Source organism: Streptomyces erythrochromogenes (assembly GCF_040684695.1).
GTDB classification, from domain to species: Bacteria; Actinomycetota; Actinomycetes; order Streptomycetales; family Streptomycetaceae; genus Streptomyces; species Streptomyces erythrochromogenes_C.
Map to the genome: position 1 here is coordinate 913,369 of NZ_JBFBGM010000001.1, position 17,553 is coordinate 930,921.

A 17,553-nucleotide genomic window follows, 5' to 3' on the forward strand; every position below is an offset into this window, starting at 1 on the left:
AGGGTGTCGGTCCGGCGTCGGGCCCGCGCCGGCCGCGGGCTGTCGGGCCGGCCCGCGCCGCGCGGCCGCGCGCTTCAGTCGCGGGCCGTGAGGCCGCCGAAGTCGCGCGCGAAGCCTTCGCGGAAGCCGGGGCGCTCCAGCGCCTCCTCGAAGGCCAGGGCGGCGCGCGCGAGCGCCGCCCGGTTCTCCTGGGCGGCGGTCAGCTCGGCGAGGTACGCGCGCAGGCTCAGTCCGCGGTCGGCGGCGAGCACGGCGAGCCGGTCGCGCACGTCGGTGTCGACCTCGACGGTGGTGGTGTCGGCCATCCTCCGAGTATGCGCGCCCGGTGGCCGCCCGGGGGCCCGTTCGGCCCGCCGGACCACGCCCCGTCCGGACCGCGCCCTAGCCCGCACCACGCCCTATCCGGCCCAGCGCCCGGTGAGGAAGGTGATGGCCACGGTGGTGCACAAGGGGCCGGCGACGTACAGGTAGGCGCTGTGCACCCACCGGCGGCGCAGGCTCCAGCCGGCGAGGGCGATCCACAGCGGCCACCACAGCAGCGTGGAGCGGGGCACGGAGGTGTACCAGTAGGAGGTGCCCAGGGCCCACAGGGTGAGGGCGATGTAGAGGGCCTCCGGCCAGCGGCGGCCCCGTACCAGGACGGCCAGGAGGACGACGCCGGCCACCATGGCCAGCAGCTCCGCCTGCCACATGAACGCGTACCCCGTGGGCTGGGTGTGTCCGAAAGCGGCCGTCCACGTGTGGGACCAGGCCTCCCACGGCAGGTGGAACTCCCGGTACCAGCCCCGCTCCTGAGAGTGCTTCCAGGCCATCCAGTCCCCGGTCCACGCGTGCAGGTACCAGCTGAAGAGCAGCGGGGGGAGGGCCGGCAGGAGCAGCCAGGGGGCCGAGCGCCAGGCTGCGCGGTTCCGCGCGGTCATGAGGAAGTGCAGGGCCAGCGCCGCCGCGAGGAAGAGCCCGGTGACCCGTACCGAGCAGGCCAGGCAGGCCAGGACCGAGGCGGTCGCCCAGTTCCGGCGCTGCGCCGCCAGCCAGGCGGGCAGGGCCAGCGCGAGGAAGAGGGATTCGGTGTAGCCGGCGGCGAGGAACACGGCGCAGGGCGAGACCAGCAGGTACGTCACCGCACGCCGCCCGGCGTCCGCTTCGCCCAGCCGCTCGCGGGCGATCCGGGCCAGCGCCAGGACGGCGACGGCTCCCGCGACGAAGGAGATCAGCGCGCCGGACGCGGCCCAGGAGGGGACGACCGTGTGCACGGCGCGCAGGGCCAGGGGGAAGCCGGGCAGGAAGGCCTCCCTGTTGTCCCAGCCGACCGTCCAGGGTCCCGTCGCGTCGGGGAAGTAGCCGTCCCTGGCTATGCGGAAGTAGAACGCCCAGTCCCAGCGCTCCCAGGGCGCGAGGAGCGACGGGGGACGGCGGCTGTCGCCGTCCGCGGGGAACAGCCAGCCGACGGCGCCCGCGGTGGCCCAGACGCCGACGCGGGTCAGCAGGTAGAGCCACAGCACCTCCCGGTCGGCCGGCCCGAGCCACCGCGGTGCCCGGAGCGTGCGGCGGGGACGCCGGGCCGCGGGACGGCCCGGAGGCGCGGGCCGGGAGTGGGGGACCTCGACCGGACGGTGCGGGGCTGAAACGGACATAAGGGATCTCCTGGCCGTCTGAGGGTGTGCGGAACCGCCGGGCCGGGTTTCCGGGCCGGTGTCCGCGGGCGGCGGTGTGGGCGGTGGTGTGGGCGGTGGTGTGGGCCGGTGTGGACGGCGGTGGCGCGCGCCGGCCGGGAGGTGTCCCGCGGATCAGGCCCGATCCGCGGGACACCCCGCTATCGGGGCGGCTGCGTGGTGGAGGTGGGGGTGCCGGGGTGCATCGATCCCTGGGGCGGGCGGGCGGTCATCGTGGAGGTGGGGTCGGGGTTGCCCACTCCCGCGGTCGCGCTGGGCGGGGTCAGTGACGACGTGGTGCTCTGCGCGGAGGGGGGCGCGGAGGTCGGCAGTGAGGTCGGCAGACCGGACGGCGCCACGGGAGAGGGAGTGGTCGCCGGGAGCGTCGGGCGGCCGGAGTCCTGCGGCAGGAACGCGGCCAGTGCCGCTCCGGATCCGCCGAGCAGCAGACAGCAGGCGGCGGCGATGCCCGCGATGCGGCGCCGCCGCACCCGTTCGCCGTGCTGCTCGATGAGGGAGACGGGCGGGAGGGTCGTCGCGGACTGTCCGGCGGAGGCCGCCGTGTGGAAGGCCGACCGCAGCGGGTCGTGGGACTCAGGCATCGGGAGCCTCCTCGGTGCGCGGATCCTGCAGCTGGCGTGAGAGCGCGGCCCGGCCGCGCGAGAGGTGTGTCTTGACGGTGCTCGCGGACAGCGAGGTCTCGACGGCGATCTGCTCGACCGTCAGGTCGCAGAGGTAGTGCAGCGCCATCGTGCGGCGCTGCTTCAGCGGAAGCTGCCGCAGCGCCTCGACGAGGGCCACCGCCTCGGGTCCGGGACCCTCGACGTGCGGTGCGGGAGCACTGCGCCGCCAGGCGTCGGCGGACCGCCGGCGCACCCGCCAGCGGCTGACCGCGAGCCGCCACGCGACGGTGCGGATCCACGCCTCCGGCCGGCCGTCCCGGTCCAGCTGGCTCCGGCGCCCCCATCCCCGGACGAAGGCCTCCTGCACCACGTCCTGCGCCTCGTGGTGATCACCGAGCATCACGTACAGCTGTCCTGTGAGCCTTCCCGCCGCTTGTGCGTAGAACGCTTCGAACTCCTCGACGGTCAAAAATCGCTCCCGAATCCATGTATCCCTCTCACCGGGCATACGCCCGGCGCACCGCATCCGGTCGACACGGGACGACAGGAAATTCTGTGACTGCGGTCACACCGGGAGGGGTCCGAAACGGCGGAAGGGCCCGGATCCACAAGGATCCGGGCCCTTCCGAGGAGTAGCGGGGACAGGATTTGAACCTGCGACCTCTGGGTTATGAGCCCAGCGAGCTACCGAGCTGCTCCACCCCGCGTCGGCGGACCTCACCCTACGGCATCCGGGGGACCGCACCCGGGGCATTTTCGGGAGCCGCCGCCCGGCAAGTCCGTACAAGGGCGAATTCCCGCCGCGCAGGCGAGATCATTCCCCCTGGTGACAGTGCGTGCAGGCGTGTACCTTCTCCGGTAGCTGTCGTGGTTCCGAGTGCCTTGCCCGCGCCTCCAGGCGTGGGCAGTTTTGCTGTGTTGTGCCGTAGGACCAGGGCGATCACCTCCGTCCTCCACGCCGTGTGGAGGGCGTACGTCAACGGGAAGGCATGAACATGGCTACGGGAACCGTGAAGTGGTTCAACTCTGAGAAGGGCTTCGGCTTCATCGCCCAGGACGGTGGCGGCCCGGACGTCTTCGCCCACTACTCGGCGATCAACGCCACGGGCTACCGTGAGCTCCAGGAGGGTCAGGCCGTGACCTTCGACATCACGCAGGGCCAGAAGGGCCCGCAGGCGGAGAACATCACCCCCGCCTGATCCCCGGCCGGTCCGGGCTGAGGCCCGGACTCCGGAGAACCGTTTCCTCCGCCGGGTGAACCGGAAGAGGGACGATCAGGGCCGTGCGGCAGCGCCGCACGGCCCTGATCCGTTTCCCGGCTCCGATCTGTCGTCCGGTCCCGGCCGGGGCGCCGGCCGGCGCGTGCTCCGGATCCGGACCGCCGCACCGACGGCGGCGAGCGCGACCGTCGCGATCCCGGAGGCCGCCAGCACCCCGCGGGGTCCCATCAGCGCGATCAGCGGCCCGCCCAGCGCCGTGCCCACCGGCCCTGCGGTCAGGAGGGCCGCACTGCGGGCCGCGAGGACCGTCGTCAGCCAGGCGGCCGGGGTGCGTTCCTGGAACAGGGTGTAGGACAGTGCGGTGAACGGTCCGTAGATCAGCCCGCCCAGGGTGAAGCAGGCCAGGGTGACGGGCGCTGAGGCGCCCAGCCCGAAGGGGACGAGGGTGAGGCCCCAGCCCGCGACGATCCCGAGGGTGACCGGCCAGAGCGGGAACTTCCGCAGGGCGCCGGCGGTCAGCCCGCCCAGCACGGCGCCCGCGCCGAACAGTGCCCAGTAGAGCCCCAGAAGGCCCGCACCGGCGTGCAGGTCTTCGGTGACGTGCAGCGGGAGCGCGACCTCCGCCGGTCCGTAAAGGAAGTTGAAGAACCAGGTCAGCGCGAGGACGCCGAGGAGTTCGGGCTGCCTGCGCAACAACTGCAGACCGGCGGACGGCCGGTCGGCGCCGGCCTGCGGCTCTTGCGCCCCCTCCGGGGTCCGCGCCTCGGCGTCCGCGGACCGGACCCTGCCCACCTGTACGGCGAGCACGGCGAAGGACAGCGCGTCGAGACCGATCAGCCAGGCGGGACTCACCACCATCGCCAGGAACCCGGCCAGGGCCGGACCGATGACGATTGAGGCGGAGACGCTGGAGGAGAGCAGGGCGTTGGCCGCCAGCCGCTGCTCCGCCGGGAGCATCTGCGCGACCAGCGAATACCGGCCGGCATTGCCCCAGGCGTGCAGGACGGACGAACCCGCCAGCAGGGCCACGTACAGCACCGGGTGCAGCACCCCCGCAGCCCAGGCCAGGGGCACACAGCCCAGGAGCACCGCACGGATCCTGCTGTCGGCCGCCAGCAGCCGCGCCGGGGGGAGCCGGCGCAGCCACCGGCCGAAGAGCAGCGCGCCGAGGGCGCCGGGAAGGGCGTACGCGGCGAGCGCGGCCCCCAGGAGCAGGCCCGAGCGGCCGGGCGGCGCGATCTCGATGGCCAGCCACGCCACCGCGACCACGCTCATCCCGTCACCGAGGTCGGAGGCCGCGAGGGCGGGCAGCAGGCGTGTGAACCCGGCGTGGGCGAAGAGCGGCCGGTAGGCCTGCGGCAGGAGGCGAGTTGTCCGTACGGAAGTCACCGGGCCAGACTCGTGGTTCAAGCACGCTTGAGGTCAAGGGGGAGTGATCAGTGCGACAGCTCGGCATCGGGGAACTCGCGAAGCGGGTCGGGATGCGGCCCTCGGCGCTGCGCTACTACGAGAGCGTCGGCCTGCTGCCGTCCGCCGAGCGGGCGGCGGGCCGGCGGGTCTACCCGGTCGCCACCGTGCGGCGGATCGCGCTGGTCAAGATGGCGCAGCGGGCCGGCTTCACCCTGGCCGAGATCCGGGCCCTGCTGGACGCCGGTGCCGACCGCGGGACCACCCGGCAGTGGCGCGCCCTCGCCGAGCGCAAGCTCCCCGAGCTGGACCTGTTCATCCGGCAGACGCAGATGCTGCGCGACGCCGTCGCCGACTGCCTGGCCTGCGGATGCATGAACTTCGACACGTGCGGGCTGCTCGCCGAGGACGGGCCCGGTGCCCGACCGGCCGAGGGTCCGACCACCCCCGCGCATGAGGCATGATCGGGGGATGTCTGATCGCATCATTGCCGCCTGTGACGGAGCGGCGAAGGGTAACCCCGGTCCCGCCGGATGGGGATGGGTCATCGCCGACGCCGAGGGACGCCCCGAGCGCTGGGAGGCCGGTCCGCTGGGGCGGGCCACCAACAACGTCGGGGAGCTGACCGCGCTCCAGCGGCTGCTGGAGGCGCTGGCGCCCGGTACGGCCGTCGAGGTGCGAATGGATTCGCAGTACGCGATGAAGGCGGTCACGCAGTGGCTGCCGGGGTGGAAGCGCAACGGGTGGAAGACGTCCTCCGGCGGGCCCGTCGCCAACCGTGAACTCGTCGAGGAGATCGACCGGCTGCTGGCCGACCGCGACGTGACGTTCCGGTACGTTCCCGCGCACCGCGAGGACGGCGACCACCTGAACGCCATCGCCGACCAGGCCGCCAGTGACGCGGCGCTCAGGCAGGAGCCCGCGGGCACGGCCCTGGGCCATGCGGACCTGCCCGTACCGGCCCCTGCCGCGCCCGCGCGCCCCAAGTCCGCCGCGGCGAAGAAGCGATCGGCCGCCGGATCCGCGGCGGGCCGGGGCAGCCGCGCCATCAAGGCGAAGTTCCCGGGCAGTTGCCCCTGCGGGAAGCCGTACGCGGCCGGTGACATGATCGCCAAGAACGGCAGCCGCTGGGGTCACGAGAGCTGCGCGACCGCAGCGGCCGACGGGGTCAGCGCGTAGGAGTCACCGCGTAGCAGTCACCGCGTAGTGGTCACCGCACACAGGGTGCCGCCGGCCGGATCGTCTCGTTCGGATCTCGTCGGCCGAGCCGGCGTTGCCCGGTGCCATGGGCCCCGGCGCGCAGGGCTGCCCCGGACGCCTCACGCGCTCTCGGCCCGTGGACCGGTCGCCCAGGCCAGCGGGGGCGCGATCGCCCGTACGTCCACCTGCTCCGCCACCCACAGCCCGATGAACAGCGCGGCGGTCGCCTCCAACAGCCCGGCGCGGTCCAGCCCGCCCCCGGCCACCGGCGTGCAACCCATGTCCCGCACCAGCGTGCGGGCCAGCGCGAGTGCCGCTTCGTCGTCCCCGCACAGCGGAACGCTCAGCGGCTGACCGTCGAAGACCGGCGGGGTCATCCGCCACACGTCCTCGTGGCAGAGGTTGAATGCCTTGACGACGTGCACGCCCGGCGCCGCCGCGGCCAGTCGGCGCGCCGCCGAGGGGCCGCCCTCCGTCCGCAGCCGGAAGCCGGGGCCGACCGGATTGGCGCAGTCGAGCAGGACCTTCCCCTGCAGCATCGGCCGGAGCTCCCTGACGACGTCCGCTCCCGCGCTGTACGGCAGCGCGGCCAGTACCACCTCGCCGAAGTCGGCTGCCGCCGGCAGACTCCCGTGTCCCGCACCGCCCCCGATGCGCGTCGCGAGCCGCCGGGCCTTCTGTTCGTCGCGGCCCCCGACGAACACCTCGTGCCCGGCTCGCACCCACTGCGTGGCCAGTGCGTCCGCCATGTTCCCTGTTCCCAGCACACCGATCTTCATAGATCCGTCCCGTCCCTGTCCGTATCCGCTCCAACCGCTTTCGGGACGACACTAGGAAACCCGTCAGGCACCATGTGGTAAGTGACGACCGACGCCCGCCTCGCCGACTGCCGCGCCCGCCTCGCCTTCGACCTGCTCTCCAACACCTGGAACGCCGTGCTGATCTGGGTTTTGCGGGACGGTCCCGCACGCCCCGGCGACCTGCGCGAGCGCATCGGCGGCATCAGCCCCAAGGTCCTGACCGAGACCCTGCGGCGGCTGGAGTTCAACGGGCTGGTGACACGGAACGCCTATGCCGAAGCGCCGCCCCGGGTCGAGTACGAACTCACCGCCCTGGGGCGAACGTTGCTCGGCCCGATCGAGGCGTTCGGCGCGTGGGCCTTCGAGCACGGCGACGAGGTCATGGCCGCCCAGGAGCGACAGGGCAGGTGAGTGCCCGGTCCGTGACCGTGACCTCCTCCGCACGCGTCGACGCCGCCGGTCGGTCTTAATCGAGTGCGAGAGCCCTGATCCGGGTGGTACAAGGTCCGAGTGACTGATGATCTTCGCTTCCCCACCCTGCTGCGCCGGATCGACGAGCGGTCCGCCGCGTTCCGCGCCGCCGTCGCCGAGGCCCCCGACCTCGACGCCGACGTGCCGTCCTGCCCGGGCTGGACGCTGTACGACCTGGCGAACCACCTCAGTGAGGGGGACCGCTTCTGGGCCCACATCGTGCGGAACACCGCGCCGGGCGACGAGCGGCCGAGCAAGGACGGGCTGGCGGCGCCCAGGGAGCGCGAGGCCCTCGCCGCCTGGCTGGCCGACTCGACGCAGCAGCTGCTGACCGCTCTGCGCGACGCAGGCCCGGACCGGGGCTGCTGGGCCTGGTGGGAGCCGCTGGCCTCGCCGCACACGGTGGCCGCCGTGGCCCGCCGCCGCGTCCCGGAGTCGCTGATCCACACCTACGACGCCCAGCTGGCCTCCGGTGACCCGCAGGAGCTGCCGACGACCGAGGCGGCCGACGCCATCGAGGAGTTCCTCGCCACCGTCTGCACCGTCACGGTCCCGTGGCCGGGGGAGCCGGCGACCATGGACTACCACGCGGCCGAGGCCGGGTCCTGGCGGCAGACGGTGGACGCCGCCGGTTCCCGCTTCACCCGCCTCACCGCGGCGGAGGCCGCCGAGAGCAAGCCCACCGCCGCCATCCACGGCACGGCGAGCGAGATGGCCCTGCTCATGTACATGCGCATCCAGGCCGGCTCGCTGCGGATCGAGGGCGACGCCGACCTGCTCCGGCGGCTGCAGAACTGGGGCTGAGACCGCGCCCTGCCTTCGGGCCCGCCCGGGCCGCCCCACCCGCCCCCTGTGCCGGGCGGCCTAGGCGGTCTTTTTCGGATCTTGTCGGCCGAGCCCGCGTTGTCCGGTGCCGTGGATCGCAAGGCGGAGGAGCTCCTCGTGTACTGGGCGTACTCGGGAGCCCCGACAACGCAGGGAGGTGCGGTGCCGGGCAGCGCGGGCCCGGCAAGATCCGAAAGAGACGGCCTAGGGGCGGATCACCCGGAGGTAGGCCACCTCGAAGGCCATCTCGGACACGCCGGCCTCGGGCGCCGGGTGGTAGCGGCCCGCGCACACCGAGAGGTTGACGATGAGGTACGCGCGCCAGCGCCGCCCCACCCCGCGCCGGTCGGCGAAGACCTGCTTGCCGTTGACCCACCACACGACCGAGCGGGATCCGAACTCGACCTTGAGGTCCACCCACCGGCCGTGGCCGACGGCCGCGTCCCGGTGGTAGCGGGATCCGCCCTTGACGTGGTTGGACAGCTCCAGGAGGTCGGGGTTGTCCGGGTGGTACTCGAAGACGTCGATCTCGTTGTCGCCGTCCAGCCAGGTCCAGATCGCGGGCCAGGCCCCTAGCTCGGAGGGCAGCCGTACGCGGGACTCCAGTACGTCGCCGGTCCGCACCATGAAGCCTTCTTCGCTGCCCTCCGTGGTCAGCAGGCCCGCGTTCCACTTGCCGTCCGGGCGGCGGCGGGCCCGGAAGGTGCCGGAGCGGCTGTAGGCGGGGTCCGGCACCAGGTAGTCGAGCTTGTTGTCGCCGGGGTTGGTGGGGCCGCCGTTCGGATAGGCCCAGGAACGGCCGGCGACCCACTGGCGGGTCGAGGTGAAGTCCGCCGTGAAGACCGGGGCCCGGGCGTTCGCCGGGGCGGCGGCGCCCTCGGCTTCGGGGGTGGTGGAGGCGGAGCGTCCGAGGAGCCGTCGGAGTCGGTCGAGAACCTGAGTGAGCACATCGCTCCTTCCCGAGAACGCGAGCTCTTGCAGCATGCCCACTCCTCGGTGAATACATACCGGTCCACCGGTTTGTATTTCACCGTCACGCATCCGCCCGGACGGCGGACCGCCCCGCCCGGACGGACATCCGCGCTCCAACAACGGTTGCGCATAGTCGAGTTGCACAACGGCGCGGCGGGGTAGCATCCCTGCCGTTGGGGGGTACTGTGACACGACGTCATGTCGCGCTGCGCGCCTACGGCTGCGCGGCGGCAGGTTTTTTCTTCATGGCAGGGGCGGCCGGGTGCACGGCCGACGGGACGGCCAAGGGCACGGCGACCAGCCGCGCCCCGGCCGCGTCATCCGCGCAGCCGACGCCCGCCGCGGCGCCGTCGGCGTCCGCCACCGCGCCGTCGGCCGTCTCCCTCGTACCGGAACTGGACGAGTCCAAACAGCCGAAGACGCCCGCCGCGGCCCGGGAACTCCTCGCCCGGATCGTCATCTCCGAGGACGCGTTCGGCCCGGACGTCGTGCGCGCCACACCGTTCGAGAGCGGCTCCGGCCGCTGGCCCGTCCTCGACGAGCGGTGCGTCTGGCAGACCGCCGACCTGCCGCCGGACGTACTCGCCACGAACACCCGCTACTTCCTGATCCCGGCCGGGAACGGCCACGGCCGGGTCCGGCTCAACGCCACCGTGACCGTCCACCACGACCGCCGGGAATCGGGCTGGGAGACCGCCCGGGCGATGGAAGAGGTCCTGCGCTGCCCCGACCAGAAGGTGCGCGAGGACGAGGACCTCAAGGGCCTCCTGGGCAACGCGGTGTACCAGGGCGAGCAGATGAACAACTGGAGCGAGGACGCCTTCAGCGAACTCGGCACCTACGTCAGCGACACGGACGGCGGACCGCACACCTACTTCTGGTACCAGGCGCAGTTCGGCCCCGTCACCGTGGCCATCACCGGCAAGGGCGCCGAGGGCTTCACGACCGAGACCCTCACCCAACTCGTCGTGCAGGGCAACAGCCGCATGCTCGCGCAGGCCAAGCAGGCCCTCGGAAAGGCGGCCGGCTGATGGAACCACTGCACCCCTCCGACCCCTCCCGGATCGGCGGCCACCGCCTCCTCGGACGGCTCGGCGCCGGCGGCATGGGCGTCGTCTACCTCGGCCGCACCGACGACGGCGCACTCGCCGCCGTCAAGGTCATCCGCGCCGAGTACGCCGAAGAATCCGACTTCCGGGCCCGGTTCCGCCGCGAGGCCGAGATCGCCGCCGAGGTCGACAGCCCGTGGGCCGTGCAGATCACCGGAGCCGACCCCGACGCCCGGGAACCGTGGCTGGCCACCTCCTTCGTCGCCGGCCCCTCCCTGGCCGAGGCCGTCTCCGCCCACGGGCCGCTCCCGCTGCGCGCCGTACGGATCCTCGGCAAGGCCCTGGCCAAGGCACTTGATGTGATGCACGCGCAGGGCCTCGTCCACCGCGACGTCAAACCCGGCAACGTGCTGCTCGGCATGGACCGGCCCCGGCTCATCGACTTCGGCATCGCTCGCGGCGGCGAGCACACCGCCCTCACCTCGGCCGACGCCGTACTAGGCACTCCCGGCTTCATCCCGCCCGAGCAGGCCGAGGGCCGCCCCGCCGAACCGTCCGGCGACGTGTTCTCCCTCGGCTGCCTCCTCGTGTACGCCGCCACCGGACGCCTGCCCTTCGGCGCCGGCACCGTGGAGGCCGTGCTCTACCGCACCGTCCACGACGAGCCCGACTTCGGCCCGGAACTCCTCGCCGACCCCGAACTGACCGCCCTGCTGCGCACCTGCGTCGCCAAGCACCCCGACATCCGCCCCACCGCGGCCGGACTCGACGAGGCCCTCACCGAGGACACCCCCGGCGAGGGCACCGACTGGCTGCCCGACCCGGTCGTCGCCACCATCGCCGAACGGGCAGCCGCCCTGCTCGCCCTGCCCGGCATCGAGGAGACCGTCGCCGACCCGGAGGCGGCCCCCGCGCCCGGCGCCACCGGCCCGGCACCCTCCCGCAGGCGGTTCCTCGGAATCGGAATCGCCGCCGGCGCCGTGCTCGCGGCCGGCGGCGGTACGGCCGCCTGGCTGGCGCTGCGCGACGAGAAGCCGAAGGGCACGCCCGCGGCCGCCCCCCGCCCCTGGGTGATCGGCGTACAGGCCGACCTCTCCGGCCCGCAGAAGGCCGCCGGACTCGCCCAGGAACGCGGCGTCCGGCTCGCCGTCGACGCCTTCAACTCCCGCGAGGACAAACCCTTCACGCTCACCGTCGCCACCGCCGACGACGGGGGCGGCGCCGACCGCTCCCCGGCCGCCGCCGCCAGCCTCATCTCCAACGCGGACGTGCTCGCCGTCATCGGCCCGACCACGAACGCCTCGGTCACCCCGTGCCTGGAGCTGTACGGCGAGGCGGCGCTGCCCCTGCTCACCGTCTCCGCCCTGGCGAGCGCCTTCAGCGTCGCCGACCGGCGCAGCTTCTTCCAGTTCTGCCCCATCTCCTTCATCCAGGGCTCGGCCCTGGGCCGCCAGCTGGCCCGGCAGCAGGGGGTGAGCCGGCTCGGCGTCCTGTGCGACCGAGACGGCGACGTGGAGGGCTGGCAGGCGGTCCTGCACGCCACCCGGACCATCGCCGGCCACGTCCCGGGGGCCACCGTCTATCCGCGGGTCGTCCCGCGCGGCACGCAGGACCTGGGCCCGGTCGTCACCGACATGCTCGCGCACGGCGTCGACGCCTTCTTCTACACCGGGACCCCGCAGGGAGCGGCCAGGACCGCCGGCCTGCTGGCCGCCGCCGGCTACCGGGGGCACCGGGCCGCCGACTACACCCTCATCGGACCGGAGTTCCTGGCCGCCGCCGGCCCGGCCGCCGAGGGCTGGCAGTTCGTGGCTCCGTACACGGGCCCCGAAGCCCCCGAGACCGCCGAGGTCGCCCGCGCGCACAAGGCCGCGTACGGGGGCGCCGCGCCCGACGCGTGGACGGCGGAGGCCTACGACGCGGCCCGGCTGGTCATCGACCGGCTCGTCACGGCGGCCCGGGGCGGGGGCCGCCCGGCCCGCGCCGCGCTGCTGAAGTCCCTCGCGGAAGGCTCCTTCCGCGGCCTGACCAAGGAGTACTCCTTCGGCGAGGACCGGACGGTGAAGGGCAACACCTACTTCCTCCACCAGGTGGAGGGCGGCCGGATCCGCTACGTCGGCCTCGTCCCCGAAGCCCCGGCCGGATAGCGCCCGATGCGTCCCCTGCTGCCCGCCGATCCGGCCTCGATCGGCGGGAACCGGCTGCTGGGCCGCCTCGGTTCCGGCGGGATGGGCACCGTCTACCTGGGGCGTTCCCCCGAGGGCGTCCTGGTCGCCGTCAAGGTGATCCGTGCCGACCACGCCGCGGACCCGGCCTTCCGGGAACGGTTCCGCCGCGAGGCGCGGGCCGCCGGCGGGCTGACCGGGCGCTGGGTCGTGCCCGTGGTCGCCGCCGACCCCGAGGCCCGCGAACCCTGGCTGGCCACCCCCTTCGTCCCCGGCCCCTCGCTCGCCGAGGCGGTCGGCGGGTACGGGCCGCTGCCCGCCCGGACCGTACGGATCCTCGGCGCGCGCCTCGCCGAGGCCCTGGCCGAGGTGCACGCGGCCGGGCTGATCCACCGCGACGTCAAACCGGGCAACGTCCTGCTGGCCCCGGACGGGCCACGCCTGATCGACTTCGGGATCGCGCGGGCGGCCGGGGCGACCACCCTCACGGCCGTGGACGCGGTCGTCGGCACGCCCGGCTATCTGGCGCCGGAGCTGGCCCGCGCCGCGGGCCCCGTCGCGGGACCGGCGAGCGACGTGTTCTCCCTCGGCTGCGTCCTGGCGTACGCCGCGACCGGGACCGGCCCGTTCGGCGGCGGGCACGCGGCCGCGGTGGTCTTCCGCACCGTCCACGAGGAGCCGGAACTCGGAGCGCTGCCCGAGCAGTTGCGGGAGGCGGTCGACCGCTGCCTGCTGAAGGAACCGGCGGACCGGCCCACGCTCGGGGAGCTGACCGTCCTCCTCGGAACCGACCCGGGCGGCGCGGGTCCGGCCGCGGCCGCCGAGTGGCTGCCCGCCCCGCTGCCCCGGATCATCGCCGAACGCTCCACCCGGGCCCTGGACCTGCCCGCCCCCGAACCCACCCGGATCGACGTCCCCGAGCCCGCCCGGCAGCTCAGCCGCAGGCGGCTGCTCACGGCCGGGGGAGCCCTGGTGGCCACCGCCGCGCCCCTCGCCTGGTTCACCACCCGCGGCCGGGGCGGTCGCGGGACCCCGCCCGCCGACGCCGACCGCGACCTCCCGCTCCTGACCCTGGGCCTGCAGGCCGATCTGACCGGACCCGGCCGGACGACCGGCCAGGCCCACGAGCGGGGCATGCGGCTGGCCGTGGACCGGCACAACGCCGGGGCGGACGCCGCCTTCCGGCTCGCCCTGCGCGTCGCCGACGACGGAGGTGACCGGCAGCGCGCCGCGCAGGCCGGCAAGGAACTCCTCGCCGACCCCGCAGTCCTTGCCGTCGTCGGCCCCACCTGGGACGCGGCCCTTCCGGAGCTGGCCGGCGCCTGCCTCGCCGCGGACCTCGCCCTGGTGCTGGTGTCCGTGAACAGCCCGGAGAACACCACGACGCTGTGGCGCACGGCGTGCGTCACCCGCCCTGCCGACGAGGGCCTCGGCCTGCCGGTCCTGCACTACCTGTCTCAGGTGCGGATCTCACGCCGTACGGCGGTCGTCGAGGACGCCGCGAACGGTTCACCGGCCTGGCAGGTCACGAGGGTGCTCCAGCAGAGCCCCCCGGCGCAGGGCACCGTGAGCGTCCACCGCGTCCCCGAGGGCGGCTCCGGCTTCGCGGACGCCGTACGGGCGCTGACCGGGGCCGGCGCCGAGGCGGTCGTGTACGCCGGCACCTCGCCGGAGCGCGCGGGAGAGCTGGCCCGCGCGCTGGCCGACGCCGGGTTCCGGGGCCCGCGCGTGGGCCTCCAGCACGCCATGGAGCCGGCCTTCCTCACCGCGGCCGGGCAGGCCGGCGAGGGGTGGGTGTTCAGCAGCCTGTACACCGACCCCCTGGCCGTACCCGCGGCCGCCGACTTCGTCGCGGCCCACCGCAGCGCCTACGGGGAACCGCCCGCCCGCTGGGCCACCGAGGCGTACGACGCGGTGGGCCTGCTGGCCACCGCCCTCGCCGGGCTGGAGGGGGAGGGGCGCGACCGTGCGGGCCTGTCCCGCAGGATCTTCCGTACGACGTACGAGGGCCTCGCCAAGACGGTCGGCTTCGACCCCGGCACGCGCGCCCTGACCGGCGACTCCCTCGCCCACCTCTACCGCGCCGAACCGGCCGGCTTCCGGCACCTGGGCCGGTACACGGACGTGCGCAGCGACCCCTGAGCCGCAGGGTGATTAGGACCTGTCCGGCCGATCTTGAAACTCCACAAGCGGGGACGCCGGCCCCGCCACCACAGCAGCCCGGTAGATCTCATCCGCCAGGCGAACGAACACACGGTCACGGCGATCACCAGCCTCCGTGGTGCCACGCCACCCCGACCCTTCGTGTTCCCCCTGTTCCCGCGCGATCTCCCCGCGGAAGTGCCCGTCCAGTTTCACCGCGAGCTTCTCGACGGACAGATGGCCGATGCGGAAGCGCCGCAACAGCTCTCCGAGAGCGAGAGAGCCACACCGGCCAATGCGATGGCTGAGGGCACGACGGACACGGCCCCGTACGTCTGGCTGATGTCACTGAGCTTTCCCCAGTCAGTGCTCGCCGGCGCCACAGCGGCCAGTACGAACGGCGTGGAAACGATCAACCCCAGCAGTCCGAGTCCGAGCAGGCCGTACGCGAAGGCCGTCAGTGCCCATGTCGTCCGCCGCGTCCTGCCGTTTCCAGTCGTCACGTGTCCCCCGAAACGCTGACTGCCGGTTCGCTGAACAGAGCGAGGCCGACGTTCACGCCCGGCAAGAGGCACTCAATCCGGCCCCACATGATCGGCCGGACAGGTCCTAGTCCGCCATGTCGGCCCGCATGGCTTCACGCAATACTTTGATGGTTGATTTGTACGCGTCCATTGCAGTCCTCTCCTCCGGAGAACCTCCGGCACTCCCGCTGATCAGGCAATCGCGATACTCGCGGACTCGGTCCACGGCCTGATCAGCGACTCGACGCACGTCCTCCGTCGCGAGGATCATGACCTGCTCACGGAGGGAGTACAAGCCAGTACGGTGGACTTCGGCTCGGAGCAACTCGTCGAGGCGCTCGATCCCCGCGGCGCGACGGTCGCCCAGACCGACGACCCACAGTGACTCGGCAGCCTCGTTGAGGGCTGTCAAGAACTGGCCGTACAGCTCCCGCCTGCTGTCCTTCCCCCGCTGCTCCAACTCGCGGCGCCACCGAACGCGATCAGCCAGCAGGGTCGAGCCCACCCCGATGAGGCTCCCACAAGTGTCGATATCAGCGCCCCCCAGTTCACTCCGCAATCGTGCAGAGAATTTCGATGCAGTCTCGCCGTTGAGTCCGTGGTTGGCCAAGCGCCAGAAGTTACCCTTTCCGGTCTTGGCGGCGAGCATCTCCAGTGTTGGCAGGTTCGGATATCCGGTCCTGCGGAATGGGCGGCGGGCAGCCGGCTCAGTTCGACTGCACCCCAGGCGCGGAGTGGCCGAGCACCGCGGGGAGGCCACGCCGAATCCTGTAGCAACGCCCGCGTTCGCCCCTTACAGTCACCGCATGGCCGCCGAGGACGAGAACCCCAGTCAGCCTGACATCGACGCGATGCTCACCGACCAGACCCGCGCCTGCAAGGCAGCACGTGATGCCATCGCCGCCGGTGGCCGGGTGATGGTCTGGGACAGCGAGGTGCCCCATTGGATGGTCGCTGGCATCGCTGCGACGCGGCTGAGGCGGTCGTTGAAGATCGGCCTGACGACCCTCGGCCTTGACGAGACCGTTGAAATCCTGGCCCAGCACCGAGACAAGCATCTGCGCACCGGCATCATCGATGCAGCAGACCGGTCTTGGTACTTCACTCTGTACTTCGACGCCACTGGGACCGAGCTCTTGGCGTGCAGCGGCGTCAAACGTGAGCCGCCCTCGAAGGATGGGCGGTCAGAGGCTCCAGCTGTAGAGGCCGCCACCGGTGTTCACCGCAGACGCCGCGAGCCGGTCCACTCCCTGCAGGACGGCCAGTAGATCGTCGTCGGTCATGTCGTCCCCGTCCTCGGACCAGAGCCGCGTGGTCCAGCGGCCTGCGAGCTCTTCGAGTTCGGCGGGGGTCGCGTTGGCCAGTGCTCGGGTCAGCCGTTTCGGCAGAGCGAACACCTCAACGCCGTCGTTCAAGGGGGCGGTGACCCACTCCGGCCACGCCCACCCGCGGAGTTGCTCAAGCAGCGGGGCTTCGGCGGAAGGCTCTTCGAAGAACATGTCCCACTCGGCGATGGCACTGTCCGGCTCGATAGAATGGCAGGTCACAGACTCACACGCCGCACCAGGTCCCCGCAGGCGCGTGGCAGTGGCGGCTGCGTCGTCGGGGGCGAGGAAGAACACTATGTCGTGGGCCATCAGAGCATGATGGCAGCCTGCCAAGCAGACCTCGGTGCCCGAGCCATCCGCGGCCGACCTTGGCCGTCACACGCCGCGGTAGCCTCTCGCCATGAGGGGGGTGCTCCGGACGGAAGCCGAGGCCCGACTGCGAGAGCTCGAGCCACTCTTCGCGGAGTTCGCGGTGGGTGAGGAGGAACTCGTCGCCACCGTTCTCTCCTTCGGGCACGTGTTCATCGTGGACCGGGTACTTGACGAGCACGAGAAGCACATCCGCGACCTCCTGGGAAGCGCCGCTGGCACCCGCGGAGGCTATCCCGGTGGCCTGCTCGGGTGGTTTCGCACCGGTGAGCTGACGAAGATCTTCCTGTTCTTTGCCAAGACCCGGTTCCGGGGCGGGCGCGGCTGGAACGTTGCCGTACGCAGGCTGCTGCCGTCACTGAGAAATAGGTTCATGATCGACGGACAACCGCCGCAGCGTATGCGGTCCCGACGGCCCCGGCGGCCCAGCGCTCGGCAGCTGCGGGGCTGATGCCGCGCAGACGCTGAAGGACTGCCGGCGGCCGCAGGCGCGGAGTTCGGTGAGCCGGGATGCCCTTTCCGGGAAAATGATCGTTCGCCCATGCTGCATCGAGCCTCTGGAGCGACGGTGCAGGCGAAAACGTTCGACCGTCCTGGCCGTCGCGGCCGAACTCCTCCGGGGGCTCGCGACGCTGGCAACCCGGCTCGTCGCGCAGAAGCCATACGAACACCGTGCCCGCACCTGCCGGCCCCGGCAAGGGTACTGAGTCTTGTTACGCACCGCCGGTGGCGCCGTTCGGGCCGGCGCCCGTCGGCGCGGCCGGGCGCAGGGCATGGGCGGTCGCCTCGGCGAACGCGTCCAGGTT

At 72.9% G+C, this 17,553-nt stretch carries 20 protein-coding genes and 1 tRNA gene; 10 read left to right on the forward strand and 11 right to left on the reverse strand.

Annotation, left to right across the window (positions count from 1 at the left end; all coding sequences use genetic code 11):
- Window positions 1–74: 74 nt before the first annotated feature.
- The 5 genes from AB0O53_RS03935 to AB0O53_RS03955 form a co-directional block, all read right to left on the reverse strand.
- A complete protein-coding gene (locus AB0O53_RS03935; protein WP_350989625.1) occupies window positions 75–305 on the reverse strand; it encodes an antitoxin MazE7 in 231 nt (76 codons plus the stop codon).
- Between the two features lie 93 nt (window positions 306–398).
- Window positions 399–1,634, reverse strand: coding sequence for a mannosyltransferase family protein (locus AB0O53_RS03940; protein ID WP_365193091.1), 1,236 nt, complete (start codon window positions 1,632–1,634; stop codon window positions 399–401).
- A gap of 179 nt (window positions 1,635–1,813) precedes the next feature.
- The gene (locus AB0O53_RS03945; protein ID WP_365193093.1) at window positions 1,814–2,254 is read right to left on the reverse strand and encodes a superantigen-like protein SSL4; all 441 of its coding nucleotides are present in this window, start codon (window positions 2,252–2,254) and stop codon (window positions 1,814–1,816) included.
- Window positions 2,247–2,744, reverse strand: coding sequence for a SigE family RNA polymerase sigma factor (locus tag AB0O53_RS03950; RefSeq protein WP_350989631.1), 498 nt, complete (start codon window positions 2,742–2,744; stop codon window positions 2,247–2,249). Before AB0O53_RS03950 ends, AB0O53_RS03945 begins: the two co-directional genes overlap by 8 nt.
- 164 nt (window positions 2,745–2,908) lie before the next feature.
- Window positions 2,909–2,982 (reverse strand) — tRNA-Met (locus AB0O53_RS03955).
- A gap of 288 nt (window positions 2,983–3,270) precedes the next feature.
- On the opposite strand from AB0O53_RS03955, the gene AB0O53_RS03960 reads away from it, so the two are divergent.
- A complete protein-coding gene (locus AB0O53_RS03960; protein ID WP_030036890.1) occupies window positions 3,271–3,474 on the forward strand; it encodes a cold-shock protein in 204 nt (67 codons plus the stop codon).
- Between the two features lie 75 nt (window positions 3,475–3,549).
- On the opposite strand, the gene AB0O53_RS03965 is transcribed toward AB0O53_RS03960, so the two are convergent.
- Window positions 3,550–4,884, reverse strand: coding sequence for an MFS transporter (locus tag AB0O53_RS03965; protein WP_365193095.1), 1,335 nt, complete (start codon window positions 4,882–4,884; stop codon window positions 3,550–3,552).
- 50 nt (window positions 4,885–4,934) lie between these two features.
- Here AB0O53_RS03965 and AB0O53_RS03970 point away from each other — a divergent pair, with 50 nt between their 5' ends.
- Complete coding sequence (locus AB0O53_RS03970; RefSeq protein ID WP_350989634.1) at window positions 4,935–5,366, forward strand: MerR family transcriptional regulator; 432 nt, start codon at window positions 4,935–4,937, stop codon at window positions 5,364–5,366.
- Between the two features lie 7 nt (window positions 5,367–5,373).
- A complete protein-coding gene (locus AB0O53_RS03975) occupies window positions 5,374–6,081 on the forward strand; it encodes a ribonuclease H family protein (RefSeq protein ID WP_350989636.1) in 708 nt (235 codons plus the stop codon).
- 140 nt (window positions 6,082–6,221) lie between these two features.
- On the opposite strand, the gene AB0O53_RS03980 is transcribed toward AB0O53_RS03975, so the two are convergent.
- Window positions 6,222–6,881: an NADPH-dependent F420 reductase gene (locus tag AB0O53_RS03980; RefSeq protein ID WP_365193098.1), complete on the reverse strand. Its 660-nt coding sequence runs from the start codon at window positions 6,879–6,881 to the stop codon at window positions 6,222–6,224.
- Between the two features lie 81 nt (window positions 6,882–6,962).
- Here AB0O53_RS03980 and AB0O53_RS03985 point away from each other — a divergent pair, with 81 nt between their 5' ends.
- Entirely contained in the window at window positions 6,963–7,313 is a 351-nt protein-coding gene (locus tag AB0O53_RS03985; RefSeq protein WP_365193100.1) for a winged helix-turn-helix transcriptional regulator, read from the forward strand.
- Window positions 7,314–7,412: 99 nt separating this feature from the next.
- Window positions 7,413–8,177 (forward strand): maleylpyruvate isomerase family mycothiol-dependent enzyme, encoded by a 765-nt coding sequence (locus AB0O53_RS03990; RefSeq protein WP_365193102.1) that lies wholly within the window; start codon window positions 7,413–7,415, stop codon window positions 8,175–8,177.
- A gap of 225 nt (window positions 8,178–8,402) precedes the next feature.
- Here the strand turns inward: AB0O53_RS03990 and AB0O53_RS03995 are convergent, their stop codons facing one another.
- Window positions 8,403–9,146: a LamG domain-containing protein gene (locus AB0O53_RS03995; RefSeq protein WP_365193104.1), complete on the reverse strand. Its 744-nt coding sequence runs from the start codon at window positions 9,144–9,146 to the stop codon at window positions 8,403–8,405.
- Between the two features lie 209 nt (window positions 9,147–9,355).
- On the opposite strand from AB0O53_RS03995, the gene AB0O53_RS04000 reads away from it, so the two are divergent.
- The 3 genes from AB0O53_RS04000 to AB0O53_RS04010 are packed head-to-tail and all read left to right on the forward strand — an operon-like array spanning window position 9,356 to window position 14,526.
- Window positions 9,356–10,201, forward strand: coding sequence for a hypothetical protein (locus AB0O53_RS04000; RefSeq protein WP_350989645.1), 846 nt, complete (start codon window positions 9,356–9,358; stop codon window positions 10,199–10,201).
- Window positions 10,201–12,366, forward strand: a complete 2,166-nt coding sequence (locus AB0O53_RS04005; RefSeq protein ID WP_365193106.1) for a bifunctional serine/threonine-protein kinase/ABC transporter substrate-binding protein — start codon at window positions 10,201–10,203, stop codon at window positions 12,364–12,366. Before AB0O53_RS04000 ends, AB0O53_RS04005 begins: the two co-directional genes overlap by 1 nt.
- A 6-nt stretch (window positions 12,367–12,372) precedes the next feature.
- The gene (locus AB0O53_RS04010) at window positions 12,373–14,526 is read left to right on the forward strand and encodes a bifunctional serine/threonine-protein kinase/ABC transporter substrate-binding protein (protein ID WP_365193108.1); all 2,154 of its coding nucleotides are present in this window, start codon (window positions 12,373–12,375) and stop codon (window positions 14,524–14,526) included.
- 12 nt (window positions 14,527–14,538) lie between these two features.
- Here the strand turns inward: AB0O53_RS04010 and AB0O53_RS04015 are convergent, their stop codons facing one another.
- Both AB0O53_RS04015 and AB0O53_RS04020 read right to left on the reverse strand, forming a co-directional pair.
- Complete coding sequence (locus tag AB0O53_RS04015; protein WP_350989651.1) at window positions 14,539–14,787, reverse strand: DUF6082 family protein; 249 nt, start codon at window positions 14,785–14,787, stop codon at window positions 14,539–14,541.
- A 348-nt stretch (window positions 14,788–15,135) separates the two neighbouring features.
- Window positions 15,136–15,699 (reverse strand): hypothetical protein, encoded by a 564-nt coding sequence (locus AB0O53_RS04020; RefSeq protein ID WP_350989653.1) that lies wholly within the window; start codon window positions 15,697–15,699, stop codon window positions 15,136–15,138.
- Window positions 15,700–15,856: 157 nt separating this feature from the next.
- Between AB0O53_RS04020 and AB0O53_RS04025 the strand changes: the two genes are divergently transcribed.
- Window positions 15,857–16,318, forward strand: a complete 462-nt coding sequence (locus AB0O53_RS04025) for a hypothetical protein (RefSeq protein WP_365193110.1) — start codon at window positions 15,857–15,859, stop codon at window positions 16,316–16,318.
- Here AB0O53_RS04025 and AB0O53_RS04030 read toward each other — a convergent pair.
- The gene (locus tag AB0O53_RS04030; RefSeq protein ID WP_365193112.1) at window positions 16,235–16,687 is read right to left on the reverse strand and encodes a hypothetical protein; all 453 of its coding nucleotides are present in this window, start codon (window positions 16,685–16,687) and stop codon (window positions 16,235–16,237) included. The genes AB0O53_RS04025 and AB0O53_RS04030 overlap by 84 nt on opposite strands.
- 91 nt (window positions 16,688–16,778) lie before the next feature.
- Here AB0O53_RS04030 and AB0O53_RS04035 point away from each other — a divergent pair, with 91 nt between their 5' ends.
- A complete protein-coding gene (locus AB0O53_RS04035; RefSeq protein WP_350989659.1) occupies window positions 16,779–17,198 on the forward strand; it encodes a hypothetical protein in 420 nt (139 codons plus the stop codon).
- Window positions 17,199–17,553: the final 355 nt, after the last annotated feature.

Bases quoted from the DNA above. Each gene is read 5' to 3' on its own strand.
- AB0O53_RS03940 (WP_365193091.1), bottom strand. From the start codon at position 1,634: ATGTCCGTTTCAGCCCCGCACCGTCCGGTCGAGGTCCCCCACTCCCGG.
- AB0O53_RS03945 (WP_365193093.1), bottom strand. From the start codon at position 2,254: ATGCCTGAGTCCCACGACCCGCTGCGGTCGGCCTTCCACACGGCGGCC.
- AB0O53_RS04035 (WP_350989659.1), top strand. From the start codon at position 16,779: ATGAGGGGGGTGCTCCGGACGGAAGCCGAGGCCCGACTGCGAGAGCTC.
- AB0O53_RS03960 (WP_030036890.1), top strand. From the start codon at position 3,271: ATGGCTACGGGAACCGTGAAGTGGTTCAACTCTGAGAAGGGCTTCGGC.
- AB0O53_RS04020 (WP_350989653.1), bottom strand. From the start codon at position 15,699: ATGCTCGCCGCCAAGACCGGAAAGGGTAACTTCTGGCGCTTGGCCAAC.
- AB0O53_RS04025 (WP_365193110.1), top strand. From the start codon at position 15,857: ATGGCCGCCGAGGACGAGAACCCCAGTCAGCCTGACATCGACGCGATG.
- AB0O53_RS04010 (WP_365193108.1), top strand. From the start codon at position 12,373: ATGCGTCCCCTGCTGCCCGCCGATCCGGCCTCGATCGGCGGGAACCGG.
- AB0O53_RS04005 (WP_365193106.1), top strand. From the start codon at position 10,201: ATGGAACCACTGCACCCCTCCGACCCCTCCCGGATCGGCGGCCACCGC.
- AB0O53_RS04030 (WP_365193112.1), bottom strand. From the start codon at position 16,687: ATGGCCCACGACATAGTGTTCTTCCTCGCCCCCGACGACGCAGCCGCC.
- AB0O53_RS03935 (WP_350989625.1), bottom strand. From the start codon at position 305: ATGGCCGACACCACCACCGTCGAGGTCGACACCGACGTGCGCGACCGG.
- AB0O53_RS03975 (WP_350989636.1), top strand. From the start codon at position 5,374: ATGTCTGATCGCATCATTGCCGCCTGTGACGGAGCGGCGAAGGGTAAC.
- AB0O53_RS03980 (WP_365193098.1), bottom strand. From the start codon at position 6,881: ATGAAGATCGGTGTGCTGGGAACAGGGAACATGGCGGACGCACTGGCC.